This window comes from Clostridia bacterium (genome assembly GCA_014360065.1).
GTDB lineage: Bacteria > Bacillota > DSM-521 > Neomoorellales > JACIYF01 > JACIYF01.
The window spans coordinates 1-18,497 of record JACIYF010000052.1 but is presented as its reverse complement, the minus strand read 5'-3'; the positions used below and the strand labels follow the sequence as shown (position 1 = coordinate 18,497).

The window sequence follows — 18,497 nt, the reverse complement described above, 5'->3', positions numbered from 1 at the left end:
GGAAAAAAATGTATCGGCTCGAGCCCTACTCTCCCAACGGATGCGCGGCACTGGAAAAAACTAGGTGTCGCTATTGGTACGCGGAAATGTCGCTATTGGTGCGCAGTAATGTCGCTATTGGTGCGCGGAAATGTCGCTATTGGTGCGCACTGCATGTCGCTATTGGTGCGCAGGCGACGCCCTAGCTGGATGTCGCTATTGGTGCGCAGGGAGATTGGTCCTGACCCTCTTCGGGATGCCTGATCCAGTAGGTGCCGGACGGATTCTCGGTAACCACAAGCGCACCGGTGTCGTTTATGTCCTCCATGATCGCTGCCACCAGCTGTCGCTTTTCGCTCGGCCTCATGGGTCGCCCCGACGGGGTCTCGTCAGGGATGCAGGCCCTGGCTGCCGCTTTTTCCCAGCCGATCTTGAAGCTCTTTTCCTTTCCCGGGATGGCGGCAAGGAGAAACAGAAAGAGCGGCAGGCTGTACTTCACCCGCCTCGTTTTGGACCTCAGCTTCTTCAGCGCCGGGACCGGGATCGCCACCCGCTGTCCCCGGCACTTGCTGCTGAGGAGGAAGTCGGTCAGGGGCGGGCAGATATGAACGGTTACGGTCCCGGTGTCGAACCTGCCTTTAAACGTGTCCTGCTGGTCAAAGATGAATTCGAGGTAGGTCACCAGGGGCGTGGTACGTATCTTTATTCTCTCTGCCCCGTTCCAGCCTATCGTCACGTTGTTAAAGTGCAGGAAATGCAGGGTGTGCAGCGTGTCTATCAGCATCTTGTGGTTTCTGCCATTGCAGGACAGCCCCATTACCGACGCCAGCTTGCGAACGGACGTTTTTATGACGCCGTGGACGTCGCCGGTATGTTTCTCATGGTACTTTCTCGTTTCCTCATCCACGCTGTCCAGGTAAAGCGTGCACAGACCGGCTACCAGCACCTGCGCTTCAGGCGGGAGGGATAGAAGCGCTTCGGCCAGCTCTTCCGGTATGTACACCGCTGGGCCGTTGCGGGAGACGATGTAACCCACTGCTGGGCCGCGCGTCTCCCGGGGCTCTGCAGCGGTACCGCTGGCACCGGCGGCTTTTATGAGTATAGCACTACTGCTCCGTATCAACCTGTCCCTGGGCGGCGGGTTGAAGAGCCTTCCTTCTCTGGCGAAAGTCCTCGGGGTCAGCAGGTTGACCTCTTGCTTTTTGGTCTTCAGGTTCATCTCTCCTTTCAGCCATGTCGCTATTGGTGCGCAGGCCTGCCTAGTTCAAGAAGCCTGCGGCTGCCGGCAGGTCTTCTCTTTTGCCTGGCTTTTCTTCTGCATCTCCTCCAAAATTCAAGTAAAAGTCCCAGAGCAGGTCCTCGATGGTGCACTCCGAGCGGACGAGAAACTGGATTTCGGGGGAGATAAACTTTACGCCTATCTCCTGCAGGGCCCGGGCCACGGCCTTTGCCAGCGGGGGAGCGCCGTTCTTGTCCGCTGACCGAGCCGCGTACTTCACCTCCCGGCTTGCCCCCACCAGGGTCACGGGAAACAGCGACAGGGCCACGTTTACCAGGCCGTCACCGGCATCAGCGGGCGGTGCGTCGAAATCGAATTCGTCTTCCGGGACCCGCATCTCCCACGGCAGTTCTAGGACGTCGGCCTTAACCGGCTCCGAAAGGGCCTCGGCGAGCACCATCGCATCCGCCAGGTCGGCTGCCTGCTGGTAGAGGAGCGCGGGCACCAGGAGGTTTCCGGCCACCGCCTTAAGGCCGAAGGACCGCAGGGGCGAAAGGCGCCTGTACCGGGGAACGTCCGGGAACATCGCCTCCAGGGTCCGGGCGATCCGCACGGCGCAGGCTTCGGGAATCCTGGAAGCAATCTTTTCGGCGTCTTCCGGGGTCTCCGCCACGGCCGGGACGATCACAAACACGGTCAGCGCCTCGGTGGCCTCGTCCAGCGGCGGCGCGGGCAGGACCGGGTGCTTCTTTCTCAGGCCCTCCAGGGTCTTCGGGTCGCCCGCCGCGTGGAGGGCCCACCGGCCCCTCGCCTCGGAGCCGTCGGCGAGGCCCGACTTCTTGAGCCACTTCCGGTAGCTTTCGGCGTCGAACGGCACTTCCGCCACCCGGACAGCCTCACCGGCCAGGTTTTCGAGCACCTGCCAGCGCTCGAGGAGGTAGTCCGCATAGTCCTTTCCGGGCATAAGCCTCGCGAAGTCCTCCGGGAAATAGACCGCCGAGGCCGCGAAGTTCCCGGACCGGGTGGTCGCTTCAAAGACGGTTTCGTAAGGTTGTGAGCGCAATGCTAAAACCTCCTTTCTTGGTTTCTGTTTTCCTTCTCCGCTTGCCTTTTGACCCGCAATGGCGCATAATATTGACTACAGGAGGTGACCATTTGTGGTAGCCGTAACCGTGAGTCAGGCCAGGAGGTCATTCCTTGAGCTGGTGCGCCGGCTCGAAAAAGACGGCAGCATTGTGATCAACATATTTGCGGCAGGAGTCCCCCGCCTCTTCAGGCGGTGGGAGGAATGCCGGATCCCTCCTTCCACGAAAATCCTGTAGACCTGGCCAGCAGCCTGACCTTCTTTGGGGTGAACTGGCCTATCCTCTTCCCATCCGCATCTGCAATGCCCACAAGGTTTGTCGTTCCCGTCGGCAGGCCGCACACCCAGCCGCGGTACACTTTTCCTGCCTTCTCCGCTTCCACCCAGTCGCCCTTGCGGAAGAAGCCGCCGCTTGCGGTGCCGCCGAAGCGGGGGCGGACACCACCCTTCTGCGGGTTCTGCCGGTGGAGGCTCCGCCGGGCATAGCGCAGTCTCCGCCAGACGAAGAAGGGAGCCGAGGGGCTGTCCTTGCACCCGGCGACACCCATCAGCATCGCCACCGCATCGTTGGCGTGGGTCTCCAGGACCTGCTCCCACTTTTTGTCCGTCTGCTTTCTGAGGCCGAATTGTTCCCGCCAGGCATCCGTGTCGGAGACTTCGACCAGCCGGAGTTCGGCCAGCTTCCGGTACTCCCGGTAGGTGAGGGTCTTGCCGACTTCGACCGTGGAGAAGTATTTGCCGTCCCTGAATTTGTAGTGGTTGTAGCGCACGTCCTCGGTGATGATGAGTTTTATGGGGTAGATCTTTCGGATCTCCCGGACGACCTTCAGCCGGGCCTCGACTTTGGATCTCTGGGTCGGGGCCAGCCAGTAGCCCTTCTTCCTTCGGTTGTCGAACCTTTTCGGCCTCCGGGGCGCCTTGCGGTAGCGCCTTGCCCGGCGCAGGTTCCGGCGGGTTTCCATCTTTTTAGGCACGTCGTCGGGCAAGAATAACATCGCTTTCAGTTCTATCTGCTCGTGTGAGGCTACGGCCATGCCATCGTACTTGGCGCCGGGATCTACCGCCAGCGCCATCGGCTGGGTCTTCTCCCCCACCGGCCTGGCCATCTGGATAAAGAACAGCCCCAGTTTGTTTCTCCGGGGCTTGGCCACACCGTCTCTCATCATCTTTCTCGCTCTGGCCGGAGTGGTAGGCATTAGGGGTTTGCCATCCATACTGACGACCGGCACTCTCGGCTGTTCGTTTGGCTTGTTTGCCATTGGGATACTCCTTTCTCCCTTGCGGGAGTGATTGTCGCCTCGGCGTTGTCCGCGAGGCTTAGCACGGTCTTTGCCGTGCATGGCATTAAGCGGTTCTGCCTCACATAATCCGGGCTGGCGAAACACCCGGAAGTGATTCGGTAGCCCCACAGACCCCTGCTGTATATTACAGCCGCCTAGTCAGCCTGTTACCCCTGCCCCCGCCAGGGCAAGCCCCCGCTTCTTTAAAGCGGGGGTGTTGACCTTTACGAACCTCCTTTCGGATATGTGATGCTCCTTTTTTAAACCACCTTCGCACCTCATCAAGGGAAGCAGTCCACGGGGCGTCGGGCAGGTGGTCTTTTACCAAAGCGTGATATTTCTCTCTCCACGCCCTGGCGTCGAGAACTGCTATTACTCCCGTGTCCTTTGCCTGCCGGATCAGCCTGCCGCTTCCCTGGCGGAGGGCTCTGAGCATGTGCGGCAGGATCACCTGTTCGTAGGGGTCTTTCTCGTATGCCTTGGCCCGGTCTACCATGGCCTTGACCAGAGGGTCAGACGGCAGGGGAAAGGGCAATTTGTCCATCACAAGAAGCGAGAGGGTTTCTCCCGGAGCGTCCACCCCTTCCCAGAACGACCCCGTAGCCAGGAGCACCGAGCTGGTATCGTCGCGAAACTGCTTAAGGAGCTCTCCCGGGCCAGCCTCGCCCTGCCTCAGCACTTTAAACCCGAGCCCAGCCCTGCTCAGGCGCTGGTAAGCCGTGTTCAGCCTGCGGTAGGACGTGAACAGGGCCAGGGCCCTGCCCCTGGAGCAAACCAGGAGCTCTTCCAGGCGCTCAGCTGCCGCCAGGGCGAATTCGTCTGACTCCTCTTCGCTTTCAGGCTGGACCTCCCACGCCCTTGGGATGGGGAGGTCCTTCGGGATGTATATCAGCACCTTCTGACGGTAGTTGAAGGGAGAGGGGTACTTCTTGCTTACAACCGGCAGGGCACTTGAAAGCCCCAGCCCGTCCCTAAACAGTTTCGTGCTCCCGGAGACCGCGATGGTGCCCGAGGTTAGGACCACCGGGAAGGGTGCAGCCCACAAGTTCTTCTTCAGGAACTTTCCCACATCCAGCGGCGCCACAACGATGTCTGCGCCGCAAGGGCCCTTTTCTGCCCAAACGGCGTATTCCGGCGGGCAGGAACTTTCCCGGAGAGCTTTGGCCGCTTGCCGGGCCGCCTGGGCCATCGCTTTCAGCCTGGTCATAGCCAAGTCTCTCTGCAAAGCAGCTCTGGGTTTCTTCCGTGTGCGCGACCGCCTGGTTTTCGGCTTTTTGGGCCTACAAAACCTGGTGTCACCTTTGACGCTGCCGAAAAAGCTCTCCATGGCCGATGCCAGGGACGAAACCGTCTCTGCCAGCTCAGGAGTATCGGACAGCGGTATCCTTGGGCTGTCAAGAAGCATTCCGGTCTGCAACGCTGGTGCCGTAGAGCGGTCCAGGCCAGCGGCGACTTCTCCGGCGCATCGTTTCACTGCCTGCGCCCGGTGCTCTATTTCTTCGCTCCAGGGCCTGTCTTTCGGAGTTATCCTGACGATCAGGCGCTGTATCTCGCCGGGGGATACCTGCTGGGCCAGCTCGCTCCTTGCCACGTCTTCCAGTCCGTGCGCCTCGTCGATAATTACCGCAAAGGGGCTGGGCCACAGCCCCCTGCCGGTCTGCTGACGGAGAATCAGGTCGTTGACCAGCTGGTTGTGGTTGGTCACGATGATCCCGCGGAAGCTACTGCGCTTCGAGCGCATGGCTCGATAGGCACACCGGTGGCTACGGGAACAGCCGTCGGAGCAAGCGGCTACTGCTAGGGATTCGCGGACTTCCTCCGGCAGCAGTGGGGCTTCCGGCTCTCCAAAGTCGGCGGTTCCGGTGCGGCACAGCCAGTCTTGGACTTCAGACAAGAGGCTATCGAGGCCGGAGCGCTGCTCGGACAGCAGGGCGTCCAGGCGCACAGGGCAGCAGTAGTTGCGCTTTCCCTTGGAGAGCAGAGGATCTGGAACCCTGAAGCCGTATGCGCCGAGAAGCATCCGCTGGACTGCCGGAATGTCCTTGTAGTAGAGCTGTTCCTGAAGGCTTATCGTCTTGGTGCTCACCACCAGCGGCCCTCTTTTGCTGTTTCCGCTCGAATACTTCTTGACAATGGCGGGGACAAGGTAGGCCAGGGTCTTACCTGTGCCCACTCCAGCCTCGGCAATCAGAATAGACTCTCTGTCAACCGCATCTGAAACTGCTTTGGCCATCTGTATCTGCGGCGGGCGCTTGCTGTAGGAAGGCAGCAGACTCCCAATTTTTCCGAACAGTTCTTCCATAGTTACGGTGATCTGAGAACGCAGTTCGTCATTGCTCCTTTCTTTCCGGGCTTTCCTTCTCCCATGCCCTCTCAAGATCCAGCGGCAGGCCTTCGGGGATTTCCACCCCGGCCCCGGAGGCCAGTTCGTCCAGGGCAAGAGATTTTTTCCCGGCCTCGCGGGCCCGGGTGAGCGTTTTGGCAGGCACCCAGAAGATACGGCGAGCCCGCCGGAACCAGACCAGGACCCCGGCGATGCCCCCGGCCTCCTTCCAGTCGGAGAGGAAGGCCATCTGGTGGTCGGGGACGGATTTCAGCGGGAAGCGGCTTTTCTCCGACGTTTCCTTGGCGTCAAAAGCAACCGCCCGGCCCCGCCAGACCCCGAAGAAATCGACCGAGCTCTTCTTCGCCGGGAAGGCCCCGGTTATGAGGCCGCCCTTACGCCGGACCACCCAGGGTGTGGGTATCTTGTGGACTACTGCGATACCCTCCTTGCGGTAGAGGTCCAGCGTTAGTTCGACCATCTCCTCCAGGGCCCGCCCCCGGTTGGCCTGCAAGGTTGGTACCCGCAAAAGCGCCTCTCCTTCCTTAGCCCCTGATCCAGGCGAACGTGTACCGTTCCCCGGCCTGGGCATTCCTGGCCGCCATCCAGAGAGCTTTTTTCTGCCCTACCACAACCACTTCTTTCTTGGCTCTTGTGACAGCGGTGTACAGCAAATCCCGCCGGAGCATCACATAGTGGGCCGACATCAGCGCCAGCACCACCGCCGGCCACTCCCCGCCCTGGGACTTGTGGACGGTGACCGCCCAGGCGGGAGTGAGCCGGTCCAGGTCCTCGGGGGCGTACTCTACGGTCTTTCCCGGGTAGGCCACGACGAGGCCGTCCGCGGAAGCCTCGAGCACCCGGCCCACGTCGCCGTTGTACACCTCGCTTTCGTAGTCGTTCTGGGTCTGCATTACCTTGTCCCCGACCCGGAAGAGCTTCTGGCCGTGCCTGAGCTCGCCTTTGTCCGGCCCGGGAGGGTTGAGGCGCTCCCGGAGGGCGTCGTTTAAGGCTTTGGTCCCGGCCTCCCCCTTCTTCATGGGGGAGAGCACCTGCACCCCCCAGGGGCCGTACTTTTGGGCCAGCCTCACGGCGCTTTCCACCGCAAGAGCCTGGGCGCGCTGTTGGTCTTGAGCTTCGAGGACGGCAAAGCCCTGCCGGGGCACCGGGGCCAGGCCCTCCCGGATCCTGGCCGCGTTCTCCACCACCGCCGCCCCGTCCCCGGACTGCCGGTGGATGCGGGAAAGCCTCGTCACCCTTACCCTGAAGGAGATGATGTCGGAAAGGACGTATCCCGGCCCCACCGAGGGGAGCTGGTCCGAGTCCCCGACGATGAGGATGCGGGCATCCCGCTTCAGGGCGGAAAGGAGCGACGCGGCAAGGCGGGCGTCCACCATGGAGAACTCGTCAACTATCACCAGGTCATGGGGCAGGGGCTTGCTCCAGTCGTAGGCCGGCTCTCCCTCCGGGGTCATGGAAAGCAGCCGGTGGATGGTGGAGGCGGGCCGGCCCGAAAGCTCCTCCATCCGCTTTGCCGCCCTCCCGGTGGGAGCGCAGAGGGCGATTTCCGAGCCGGGAAACATCTCCTCCCAGGCGGCCGCCACCGCCCGCACGGTCTGCGTCTTCCCGGTGCCGGGGCCGCCGGTGAGGACGGAAATTCCCGTCGAGAAGCATCTCTCGACCGCCCGGCGCTGCTCCGGGTCGAGCCTTATGCCGGCCCGGGCCTCGAAGCGGGCGAGCGCTGCGCCGAGCGCCGGGGGCACGTCCCACGGGCGGGCCAGCTCCTTCACCTTTCTCGCTATCTCTGCCTCGGCCCGGTAAAGCGGGGTGCGGTAGACGGCGCCTCCGGTCAGGGTCAGCCTGCCCGCGGAGGCAAGGCGCTTTACCGAGGCCTCCACCTCGCGCCCGGTGATGCGCTCGCCGGACCGGGTCAGGAGCGCGATGGACCTGTCCTTGAGCTCCCCGGCGGGGAGGTAGCAGTGGCCCAGCTGCTCGGCTTCGGAGAGGGCGTGCTCCACCCCGGCGTCGAGGCGGTGGGGCGAATTCGGGGGCACCCCGAGCTTTTTGGCGATGACGTCGGCCCGGTAGAAGCCGATGAGCGACACCCGGGTCAGGGCGTAGGGGTTTTTCCGCACTTCGTCTGCGGCCCCGGCTCCCCAGAGCCGGAAGACCCTTACCGCCATCCTCGCCGAGAGCCCGAGGCCGAGGAGCCTCGACACGGCATGGCTTTCGGCGTAGGACTCGCTCACGGCCCGGGCGATGGCGCCCGCCTTCTCCGGCGTGATGAGCCGGATCCCGGAAAGGCAGGAGGGCCCCTCGGCGGCGATGCGCTCTATGGCGCTGGGGCCGAGCTTCCTCGCTATCTCCCGGGCGGTGGTCGGGCCCACCCCCTTCACGAAGCCGGCGAGGTAGGACGCCACCTCGTCCTCGGTGGCCGGCAGGTGCTTCTCCCAGGTCTCGGCCTCGACCTGGAGGCCGTAGCGCCTGTGCTCCACCCATCGGCCCGAAACCGAGATGTCATCTCCTTCTGCGACCCCCACGAAGCACCCGGTCACGGTGACCGGCTCGGAGCTTTTCCCCTCGGGCACGACGGAAAGGACGCTCCAGCCGTCGGAGGGCGAGCGGAACACCACCTTCCTCACCCGGCCCCGGATGCAGGCGGGCGGGTACGAAACCGCGGCGGCAGGCTGCAAGTTAAAATCACCTCCCGGAAAAAAGAAAAAGCCCGCGCATCCTTACGCGAGCAGATTTGCTTCTGTTTTTGGTTTGGAACGGCAATCTTAGTGGTGCGGCGGAGCCGGCCGGAGCAAGCTGGCTTCTGAAGCTAGACCTTCGGTTCTTGCCCCTGCGCGTGTTTCCTTCCAGCGCCTCAATCTTTCGTAGATGGGTAGTGTCTGCGACTTGTTGCGCGGCAGAGACCTGCCGGCCCGCCACCTCCGCAGGGTGGTCTCCTTGATCCCTGCCAGGCTGGCGAGGTGCCGCCAGGTGAGACCGTTTTCCTCGCGGAATCTCGTCAGCCAGGCAACGAACGAAGCTGGGTCGTACTCCTTCTGCCAGCGCACCTGGGGAAGCTCTTCCGGCCTGGAACCGGACAGGATGGCCCGCGCCATTTCCACGAATACGGCCGGAACCGGCTTTCCTCCTTCCCAGGCAGCCATAGTTCCATCGTCAACACCAAAGAGCCGGGCCATGTGCTTGCGCGGCATTCCCACTTTCATGCGGGCCCGTTTCAGCACGGCGGCAGGGCTCCCGCCGGAGAGCTCGGGCAGAAGCTCCTCAACCTCCACGCCGAGGGCATCGGCGACAGCCTTTACCTGGGGAGCGTGCTTGTACGGTTCTGCGCGACCCTTGAGCCAGTTCGTCAGCAACACCGGGCTTACCCCGCTTTCTGCGGCCAGCCGGTGTTTCTTCCAGCCCTTCCTCGCCAGAGCATACTGGAGCCTAGCGGCAAACGGCGCATCTTCACCGGGCGGCGTAGGCTCCGGCTCTTGTTTTCCCACTATTCCCATCTCGATGGGAAGAGTTAGTGCTTTGGAACTGAACGCACACGGGTTCATGCTCGCGGCCAGCATGAAATGCGCCGGGAACACTGAGGTACCGGATACTCGCGAAACCGTGACCACGCCTTCTTCCAAAGGCTGCCTTAAGGCCTCTAAAGCATCGCGACGAAACTCAGGCAGCTCATCCAAGAACAGGACCCCGTGCGTAGCCAAGCTGATCTCCCCTGGCCTTGGGATCCTTCCCCCACCCACCAGGCTAGCTACCGAAGCAGTATGGTGGGGGGATCGAAATGGCCGGGAAGTAATCAAGGGACGCTGCGAACTGAGGAGACCGGCAGCGCTGTAGATCCGGGTTACTTCCATGATCTCGTCCCAGCTCATGGAAGGAAGGATAGAGGGCAATCTACGGGCCAACATGGTCTTACCGGAACCCGGGGGTCCAATCAAGAGAATATTATGCCCCCCGGCAGCCGCAATTTCTAGAGCCCTCTTTGCAGCCATCTGGCCCTTTACTTCGTTCATGTCTCCGCAAGCCTCGTTCCCCTGTCCCTGAAGCAGCGCGTCTAGATCGGTTACCACCCGGTCCATGCACTCCTCGCCCTTCAGCCATTTCCCCACCTGGGACAAAGATTCGGCGCCTACCACCTGCACTCCCTTCACCAATGAGCCTTCAGTAGCATTGGCGGCCGGCAAGACCAAGGTGCCACCTGGGAAGACCTCGGCCAACTTATATACCATTGGAAAGACTCCGGGTACAGACCGAACCGAACCATCCAAAGACAAGGCCCCCAGAAAACAGGTACCTGCAATCGATCCTTCAGGAATTTGACCGGTTGCCACCAAAATGCCAACCGCAATAGCTAGGTCAAAATGAGAGCCTTCTTTTCGTAGCTCCGCCGGAGCCAAATTAATGGTTATGCGCTTCACCGGGAATTCGTAGCCTGAGTTACGAATGGCAGTTCGTACCCGGTCTTGCGCCTCTCTTACCGAGGCGTCAGGGAGGCCAACGATGGCAAACTGAGGCAAACCGTTGGACACGTCGACCTCAACCCGCACCACATAGGCATCCAGGCCATGAAGGGTTGAGCTATAGAGTACGGACAACACGGCACTCACTTTCCTTGGGCCTAAAACCCATTCCTGTTCATGATTAGGCCGCTTAGGGGCTTGGGGTAAAAATAGGTTGACTTCTCGGGCATGCAATCTCCATGAAGTGCTACCTCCATGATTTGTTGCACCGAAGGAGGGCACAGCAGAAAAGCAACCGCCGCCCATTGATCCCTGACTGCCCGGATGGCGTAACTCGTATCGTGGGTAAAGCTTATGGCGGAAGAATCACTAAGCAAAGGTTTAATTATTGCCTGATGAAGAATGGCCACGTCAAGTTTAGTCCAAGCCTGCGATTTGTCCTTGGGCATGCAATCCAAATTTTGGGGCGAACCCTTCAATCTCAACAAATACCATTGATCTCCCCCCTGGTATAACCCGATAACGTTTCGACCTTGCTGTTGGACTTGCCGCATCTCCTCAATGATGTGTTCAGCATCGCCATCCAATGGGTGCACTTCCCACTGGAAGTATTGGGAAGCAACCCTCAACGCTGCATCTCGGCTATCCGCCAGGCAATGGTCGGCAAGCAGGCGGTGGGTTGGCAAGACTATCAGTCCTGGGTCATTGATGCTAGCTAGAAACGCCAAAACCCGGTCATGCCCAGCTTCACCCTGAGCTTGCATGTATTCAAAGAAGCGACAAGCGGTTTCATAACGGTGATGGCCATCGGCAATCAACACGGGTAAATGGGTAAATGCCTCGCTAATTTGCTGTATAATTTGGGGCGAGGAGGTTGCCCACAACCGGTAGAAGATTCGGGTATTATACTCTTCGAACTCGAGCATGGGCCTAGATAATGACATGACTTGCTGTATAATGGAAGCAATTCTCCCTTGGGGATCGTCATAAAGGCCAAAAATGGGGCTGAAGTTGGTGTGGGTAGCTTTGAGCAATTCCAGCCGATCAAGTTTAGGTGCAGCAAAAGTAGCCTCATGGGCTAATACCTTATCAGGTCCGTAGCCGTCGGTTCCCAACCCACAGATGATTCCCAAGCGCCTGTACGATCGGCCGGCTAGCTTAAAGTTTTCTTCTAAGAAATATAAGGACGGATCTTTATCTTGAACCAACACCTTTTTGGCCAACCATTCTTGATAGAGCTCCCGGGCTCGCGTATACCGGTTGTTGGTCTCGGTATCATCAGGGTAGGTTTTGCCGTATTCAAGGCGAATTACATTGTAAGGGTGAGAATGATAAAGTGAATCTTGCAGGTTGGCATCAATAACATCATATGGTGGGGCCACCAGGTGAGGAAGGTCGCGTAACAACTCATGGGAATAGTGCAAGCCGCGTATCGGAACTATGCGTGCCATGATTAGCCTCCTAATATAGCTGGAATCTCAGGTGCACATAAGCTTATTCTACAGCGACAAAACAGGTGTTTCAACTATAATTGGGTTAAGGGTTTTTACGCTCGGGCTGATACATTTTTAGAAGAGTGCCTTTGGGGGAGAGATGGTCTATAATGCTGGAATATCTCGTTGCTTTTGCGATCATGATACTTCAGTTGTTCGCCTTCTACCTTCTCCTGTACTATATAGGAAATTACAGGCGCCAACCATAAGATTGACTTGTGGGGTAAAAAATGAGCCATAACAACTGTGCCAATCACATTACCGAAGAAGAAAGAGCCCACTGGGTTTGCTTCAGTAGAGTTCCCGGGATTGGGAGTGCCACTTTGCTGACCCTAGTGACAGCTTTCGGATCAGCACAAGCAGCATGGAGGGCCCGACCTGAAGCCTTGAAAGGTATCCTCAACGGTCATGCTTTCTCTATGCTCTTGGCGCTGCGCAGCCAGCTTTGCCCCAGCCAAGAAATGGATAGGCTCGACCAACACGGAGTTCGAGCAATTACTCTGTATGATCATGATTATCCTGAACCTCTCCGGCAAGTTTACAACCCTCCCGCCGTTCTTTACGTCAAGGGTAACCTTCCACCTTCCGGTTACCTGGGAATTGCCATAGTAGGTACCAGGCGAGCTACGTCCTATGGCAAAAAGGCTACTGAGCTGATCACCAGAGAGTTGGCTAAACATGACATTTGGATAATTAGCGGCCTCGCCAGGGGCATCGATGGGCAGGCACACCGAACCTGCGTTGAAAATCAGGGGCATACCATTGCTGTGTTAGGGTGTGGATTGGACATTGTCTACCCACCGGAGCACGCCCGTTTAGCTCAGGAAATCATAGAAAGAGGTGCCCTGGTGAGCGAGCATCCTTTAGGAGTTGCCCCAGAGGCAAAACATTTCCCTGCCCGCAACCGCATCATAAGCGGTCTGGCTCGTGGAGTATTGGTGGCTGAAGCACCCAAACGCAGCGGAGCTTTGATCACGGCCGAATTTGCCCTCGAGCAAGGGCGAGATGTCTTTGCTGTACCCGGGCCCATAACTAGCATCACCTGTGAGGGCAACAACAATCTTTTAAAGGAAGGAGCCAAAGCAGTTACTCAAGCCGGTGATATCTTGGAAGAATACGGTTTAAAAGTGGAGGCCCAAATAGCAATTGATGATTTGTTGAAGGCAGAGCCAGCCTATTCCGGCCAGTTATCAGCCCGGGAATCGGAGATTCTCAGTTTAATATCCTACGATCCCGTACATATTGATGAAATCGTAGAGCAGCTTCGCCTGCCTGTTGCCAAGATTCAGGCTACTCTAACCCTGCTGGAGATGAAAGGCATTATTCAGCAACTGCCCGGGAAATACTTTGTTAGACAATGAAAGGTGGGGGATCCTTGAGCAACAACAAGGTTCTTCTGGTGGTAGAATCACCAACCAAGGCCAAGACCATAAGCCGCATCTTGGGGCGTAACTATATCGTCAAGTCTTCCATGGGCCATATTCGCGATCTACCCAAGAGCCGCCTAGGCATCGACATCGAACATGACTTTCAGCCCCATTACATCAATATCCGCGGTAAGGGGGAAATCATTAAAGACCTGCGCGAAGCCTCCAAGGCCAGTAAGCAAGTGCTCCTAGCCCCAGACCCTGACCGAGAGGGCGAGGCTATAGCCTGGCACCTGCAACAGGTGCTTGACCTTGATCCTAGCCTGCCGTGCCGGATTGAATTTAACGAGATAACTGAGGGAGCAGTAAAGAATTCAGTCAAGCACCCACGCCCCGTAGACCTTAACCGGGTAGATGCTCAGCAAGCCCGAAGAGTACTGGACCGCTTGGTAGGATATGGCCTCAGTCCCCTCTTATGGAAGAAAATTAAAAGTGGCCTGAGCGCAGGCAGGGTTCAATCGGTAGCCGTCAGGCTTATCGTTGAGCGGGAAAAAGAAATCGAGCAATTTAGGCCAGAAGAATACTGGACCATAACGGCAGTATTAAGAGGCCTCGATACTCCTCAAGTATTCGAGGCCGAGCTGGTCAAGTGCGAGGGCAAAAAAGCAGAGCTGAAAAATAAAAAAGCGGTCCAGAAGGTTATCCAAGAGCTTCAAAACTTAAAGTTTGCGGTTAGCTCGTGTCAGCAACGTTCACGTAAACGAATGCCAGATGCCCCATTCACCACGAGCACCCTGCAGCAAGAGGCATACAAGGCATATAACTTTACCGCTCGCAAAACCATGTCTATCGCCCAACAGCTATATGAAGGAGTGCAGCTGCCCGAGGGCCAGGGCATGGCAGGGCTGATCACTTACATGCGCACCGATTCAACCCGAGTAGCTGAAACCGCTGTTGCCGAGGCCAGACATTTCATCGCCGGAGCTTACGGTCCTGATTATGTACCGCCCAAGCCACACCAGTTTCCGACTCCCAAGGGAGCCCAGGCTGCCCACGAATGTATCCGCCCGACCTCGGTTTTGCGTACCCCCGATTCCCTAAAAGCGTGCTTGACCAAGGAGCAGTTCAACCTTTATGAACTAATCTGGAAGCGCTTCGTCGCCTGCCAAATGAGCCCGGCAGAATTGTTTACCACCACCTTGGAGATTATTGCTGGGCCCTACCTTTTCCGGGCGTCGGGATCTCAGCTTGTTTTTGCCGGTTTCCTGAAACTCCTAGGAACAAAACTGGAAACCCAAGAACTGCCCCAGCTAGAGCCCGGCCAAGAGGTACAACTAGTCGATCTTAAACCCAAGCAACATTTTACCCAGCCCCCACCTCGCTTTACGGATGCTTCCCTAGTTAAAACCATGGAAGAGCTGGGTATTGGCCGCCCTAGTACCTACGCTCCTACCATTGACACTATTCTACGCCGCGGTTACGTAGTAAGAGAAAATAGGCAGTTTGTACCCACCGAACTAGGTAAAATAGTAACTGAAGTCCTCAAGGAACACTTTCCTGATATTGTTGACGTCGATTTTACTGCCCATATGGAGAGCAAACTTGACCAAATCGAGAGTGGAGAACTCTCTTGGGTCGATGTGGTTCAAGATTTCTATCAACCTTTTAAATTCACCCTGGAGCAAGCTGAGCATGCTCTTGGCAAAATAGAGGTGACGCCAGAGGAAACCACCAGCGAAAAGTGCGAGAAATGTGGACGCAGCATGGTGGTCAAAACTGGTCGCTACGGAAGGTTTTTAGCCTGTTCTGGCTTTCCGGAGTGCCGAAATACCAAGCCGCTCTTAGAGGAGATCGGCGTTCCCTGCCCCTTATGCGGAGCTCCCCTGGTAACTCGGTACAGCAAGAAGGGACGACGATTCTACGGCTGTTCTAGGTTCCCAGCCTGTGAGTTTGTGTCTTGGGACAAACCAACTAATCAGAAATGCCCCAAGTGCCAAGAGATGTTGCTAGAAAAAAGGCTCCGCGGTAAGACAATTCTGGTTTGCTCGCGAGAGGGTTGCGGTTTTAAGGAAGAAATGCAAGGTGGTGGCGCCAATGGAAAAACAACCCCGCGCTATACTGTCTCTGGTTAATGCTTTTCTGGAAGAGGAAAGGGCTCAGGGACGGCTAGCTAAAAATACTCTTCTTAGCTACGGTACCGATTTACACCAATTGGCCGATTTCATAGTTGCCCATGAAGATGTAGAGAAGGGGCCGCCCCTAACCACAACCATCATACGACAGTTTATGGCCCAACTGTTTGCTAGAAGCCTAAAGCGTTCCAGCATCGAACGGAAAATGGCAAGTATTAGGGCCTTTTGCCGATTCCTAGTCCGCCAAGGGTACCTTGAGAAGAATCCGGTTCTGTCCATCGCCCGGCCTCGTACTAGAAGGCAACTGCCTAAATTTGCCCAGTACCAGGACTTGGAGCGGCTATTCAATTTGCCCTCACTATCTAGCCCCATCGGACTCCGAGACCGAGCCATCATGGAGGTTTTGTACGGTTGCGGTTTACGCGTGTCAGAGCTGGTGGGCCTCAACGTGAGTAGCCTCGATTTTGACCGCCGGCTGGTACAAGTGCTAGGTAAAGGATCTAAAGAAAGGATCGTTCCCCTCGGATCCTTCGCCCACTCGGCTCTCATCCAGTACCTTCATCGAGGCCGCCCCGCTTTAAACCCATCTCCAGAGGCCAAGGATGCATTATTTCTGAACAACCGGGGCAAGCGGCTGACCCAGCGGGGAACCCGGTACATAATCGACAAGTACATTGAAGCCCTCGGCTTAGCTTATCATTGCTCCCCTCATACCTTCCGCCACTCCTTCGCTACCCACCTATTAGAAAACGGGGCCGACTTACGAGTGGTTCAGGAATTGCTGGGTCATGCCCGCCTTTCCACTACCCAGGTATATACCCACGTTAGCCGGCAACGGATTAAGGAGGTTTATCAAAAGACCCACCCGCGAGCTTGAATCACGGCTTTCGCAGCTTTAAGATTAGACAAGGTTGGCCACCATGGCCAACCTTGCACTAGAGGGCATCGCGTATAAGCTCTATATTTTCTACTTGACCCGACGCGGAAACCTTAATTGCCACGACGTCAAAACGAAAACTATCCTGCCTGTGAGGCCCGTATTGTAAAGCATAATACTCACCAAGCTGCCGAAGCTTGGTCCTTTTCCGGTAAGTGATCGCTTCCTGGGCTTGGCCATAAGCGATCGAGGAGCGAGTCTTTACCTCTACAAATACCGTAGTGTCACCTTCCTGGGCCACGATATCGATCTCACCCAAGCGGCACCTAAAATTTCGCTCTAGGATCTTATATCCATGTGCCATTAAGAACCCTGCTGCTATCTCTTCGCCTTTCTGGCCAAGAACACGGCGAGCCAACTTTTTGGTCATTGCTGCTTTTCCAACCTACCTTACGGCACAAAAGCGCTAGCTACGCCCAAAGTTAGGTTGGCTAACGGGTTCCAATATATGCCCACCAGGAAAACCACCAGAAGGCTCAGGGCCATACCTAGCTTGGCGCTGCTTGAAACTTCCACCGGAGGTGCTGATGGCGCTGGCTCACCTAGGTACATGGCCTTTACCACCAGGAGATAGTAATAAACTGAAACCATACTCATCAGGATGGAAACGATGGCCAGCCATACATAGCCTCTGGCCACTACAGCTGTAAACAACAGGAACTTGCTGACAAACCCGGCCAAAGGTGGGATCCCGGCTAAAGACAGTAAGCAAAACAGCATGGTAGCAGCCAAGAATGGCTCCCGCCGAGCCATGCCCCTATACGCATTTATCTGATCGCTGCCAGTACTCTCACCCCAAGACGTTGCCACCAAAAAGGCACCCATGTTCGCAAAAACGTAAATAAAGGAGTGAAACATGATCGCTGCAGCACCGAGGGAAGAGTAGGCCACAATACCCAAAAGCAGGAAACCTGCTTGGCCAATACTCGAGTAGGCCAGTAGTCGCTTAATGTTGGTTTGGGGAATGGCCACCAGATTCCCAAATACCACAGTTAAAACTGCCAGTACTATGATAATATTGGCCCAAAAGGCATGGGTGGCACCGAAGGTGGTCATGTAAAGCCGCATCAAAGCTGCCATAGCAGCCGCCTTGGAACCAACTGCCAAAAACCCGGTAACGGGAGTAGGAGCGCCCTCATAAATATCCGGTGCCCACATGTGCAAGGGAACAGCAGAGATCTTAAATCCTAAGCCCACCAGGACAAAAGCAACAGCAATCAGAAGGGATGGTGACAGCGGTTGACTGGTAAGCTTCGAGGCTACCTCACCAAGTATCGTGGTGCCAGTTAAGCCGTAGACCAAGCTCAGACCGTAAAGCAGTATGGCCGATGACATAGCCCCTAAGATAATGTACTTGATCCCGGCTTCGGCAGATTTAGCATTGCCGCGCTCATAGGCAGCCAAAATGCAAAAGCTTATAGTCATAAGCTCCAAGCCCAGATACAGAGAGATGAGGTCGCCAGCCGATGCCATAATCATCATGCCTAAAGTAGCAAATACAACCAAGCTGTAGTACTCACTTTGGTTGTACCCAAGCTTGCTCACCAAGCTATGGGAGGCTAGAGAAACTAGTATGGCAGCTAGCAGGAACATCCCCTTAAAGAAGATGGCCAGGGGATCCACCAAATACATTCCGCCTAAGAACGATCCCTGTAGGTTCCGCAAACCAATGAGAATGACCAGCAACACCGCAAGGCCAGCCGTAGTTAAATAGCCAATTCCCTTTCTCTGGTCTTTTGGTAAGAGCAACCCTAGGCATAGAAGCAATAGCCCAAACAGCGACGTTAAGATTTCGATACTCAGCAATGACCACTGCATCAAAAGATCCCCCCCGCCGCTGCAGCCTGCGCGGCTAAACTAACCTTTTCCACCAATGGAGCAATCCCCACCTGGATCACATCGGTCATCAAAGAGGGGAAGAACCCGAAAAAGATCAGTACCCCGCCCAAGATCACTATAGGTATCAGCTCTACCCCTCTAGCATCCTCCAATTTATCCCAGCGTGGATTACGAGGTCCGAAGAAAGTAAACTGAATTACCCGTAAGAGATAGATGGCGGTAATCACAATGCCAAAAATCGCCAAAACCGATACCAGCTTAAACGGAATTACGCCAAACAATACTTGTTCCTTGGTAAAAGATCCAGTAAAAATGAGGAACTCAGCTACAAAGTTCTGTAGGCCCGGCAGGCCTAAGGAGGCTAGTCCCGCAATC

14 protein-coding genes are annotated in these 18,497 nt (G+C 56.9%); 3 read left to right on the top strand and 11 right to left on the bottom strand.

Annotation, left to right across the window (positions count from 1 at the left end):
• Window positions 1-181: 181 nt before the first annotated feature.
• The 8 genes from H5U02_08940 to H5U02_08905 all read right to left on the bottom strand — a co-directional run bounded on the left by H5U02_08940 (window position 182) and on the right by H5U02_08905 (window position 11,805).
• On the bottom strand, window positions 182-1,198 hold the full coding sequence (locus tag H5U02_08940) for a hypothetical protein (GenBank protein MBC7342553.1): 1,017 nt from the start codon (window positions 1,196-1,198) through the stop codon (window positions 182-184).
• 40 nt (window positions 1,199-1,238) lie between these two features.
• Entirely contained in the window at window positions 1,239-2,261 is a 1,023-nt protein-coding gene (locus tag H5U02_08935) for a hypothetical protein (GenBank protein MBC7342552.1), read from the bottom strand.
• A 209-nt stretch (window positions 2,262-2,470) separates the two neighbouring features.
• The gene (locus tag H5U02_08930) at window positions 2,471-3,541 is read right to left on the bottom strand and encodes an RRXRR domain-containing protein (protein ID MBC7342551.1); all 1,071 of its coding nucleotides are present in this window, start codon (window positions 3,539-3,541) and stop codon (window positions 2,471-2,473) included.
• A gap of 166 nt (window positions 3,542-3,707) precedes the next feature.
• Window positions 3,708-5,795, bottom strand: coding sequence for an ATP-dependent DNA helicase (locus H5U02_08925; GenBank protein ID MBC7342550.1), 2,088 nt, complete (start codon window positions 5,793-5,795; stop codon window positions 3,708-3,710).
• A gap of 97 nt (window positions 5,796-5,892) precedes the next feature.
• A complete protein-coding gene (locus H5U02_08920; protein MBC7342549.1) occupies window positions 5,893-6,414 on the bottom strand; it encodes a Holliday junction resolvase RecU in 522 nt (173 codons plus the stop codon).
• Window positions 6,415-6,430: 16 nt separating this feature from the next.
• On the bottom strand, window positions 6,431-8,578 hold the full coding sequence (locus tag H5U02_08915; GenBank protein MBC7342548.1) for an ATP-dependent RecD-like DNA helicase: 2,148 nt from the start codon (window positions 8,576-8,578) through the stop codon (window positions 6,431-6,433).
• A gap of 87 nt (window positions 8,579-8,665) precedes the next feature.
• Complete coding sequence (locus H5U02_08910; GenBank protein ID MBC7342547.1) at window positions 8,666-10,492, bottom strand: YifB family Mg chelatase-like AAA ATPase; 1,827 nt, start codon at window positions 10,490-10,492, stop codon at window positions 8,666-8,668.
• 20 nt (window positions 10,493-10,512) lie between these two features.
• On the bottom strand, window positions 10,513-11,805 hold the full coding sequence (locus H5U02_08905; protein MBC7342546.1) for a DUF1015 domain-containing protein: 1,293 nt from the start codon (window positions 11,803-11,805) through the stop codon (window positions 10,513-10,515).
• Between the two features lie 365 nt (window positions 11,806-12,170).
• On the opposite strand from H5U02_08905, the gene dprA reads away from it, so the two are divergent.
• Genes dprA through xerC form a run of 3 tightly spaced genes read left to right on the top strand, consistent with a single transcriptional unit; the run spans window position 12,171 to window position 16,223 of the window.
• Window positions 12,171-13,208: a DNA-protecting protein DprA gene (dprA, locus tag H5U02_08900; GenBank protein ID MBC7342545.1), complete on the top strand. Its 1,038-nt coding sequence runs from the start codon at window positions 12,171-12,173 to the stop codon at window positions 13,206-13,208.
• Window positions 13,205-15,346 carry a type I DNA topoisomerase gene (topA, locus tag H5U02_08895; protein MBC7342544.1) on the top strand — a complete coding sequence of 714 codons (2,142 nt, stop codon included), beginning with the start codon at window positions 13,205-13,207 and terminating at the stop codon, window positions 15,344-15,346. Before dprA ends, topA begins: the two co-directional genes overlap by 4 nt.
• Window positions 15,309-16,223, top strand: a complete 915-nt coding sequence (gene xerC / locus H5U02_08890; protein ID MBC7342543.1) for a tyrosine recombinase XerC — start codon at window positions 15,309-15,311, stop codon at window positions 16,221-16,223. The genes topA and xerC overlap by 38 nt, the downstream gene beginning before the upstream one ends.
• 58 nt (window positions 16,224-16,281) lie before the next feature.
• Here the strand turns inward: xerC and H5U02_08885 are convergent, their stop codons facing one another.
• From H5U02_08885 to H5U02_08875, 3 genes are all read right to left on the bottom strand, one after another.
• Window positions 16,282-16,653 carry a YraN family protein gene (locus H5U02_08885; GenBank protein ID MBC7342542.1) on the bottom strand — a complete coding sequence of 124 codons (372 nt, stop codon included), beginning with the start codon at window positions 16,651-16,653 and terminating at the stop codon, window positions 16,282-16,284.
• Window positions 16,654-16,673: 20 nt separating this feature from the next.
• Window positions 16,674-18,101 (bottom strand): NADH-quinone oxidoreductase subunit N, encoded by a 1,428-nt coding sequence (locus tag H5U02_08880; GenBank protein ID MBC7342541.1) that lies wholly within the window; start codon window positions 18,099-18,101, stop codon window positions 16,674-16,676.
• Window positions 18,101-18,497 (bottom strand): NADH-quinone oxidoreductase subunit M (locus H5U02_08875; protein ID MBC7342540.1); only part of this gene is annotated, 397 nt, incomplete at its 5' end. The genes H5U02_08880 and H5U02_08875, both read right to left, overlap by 1 nt.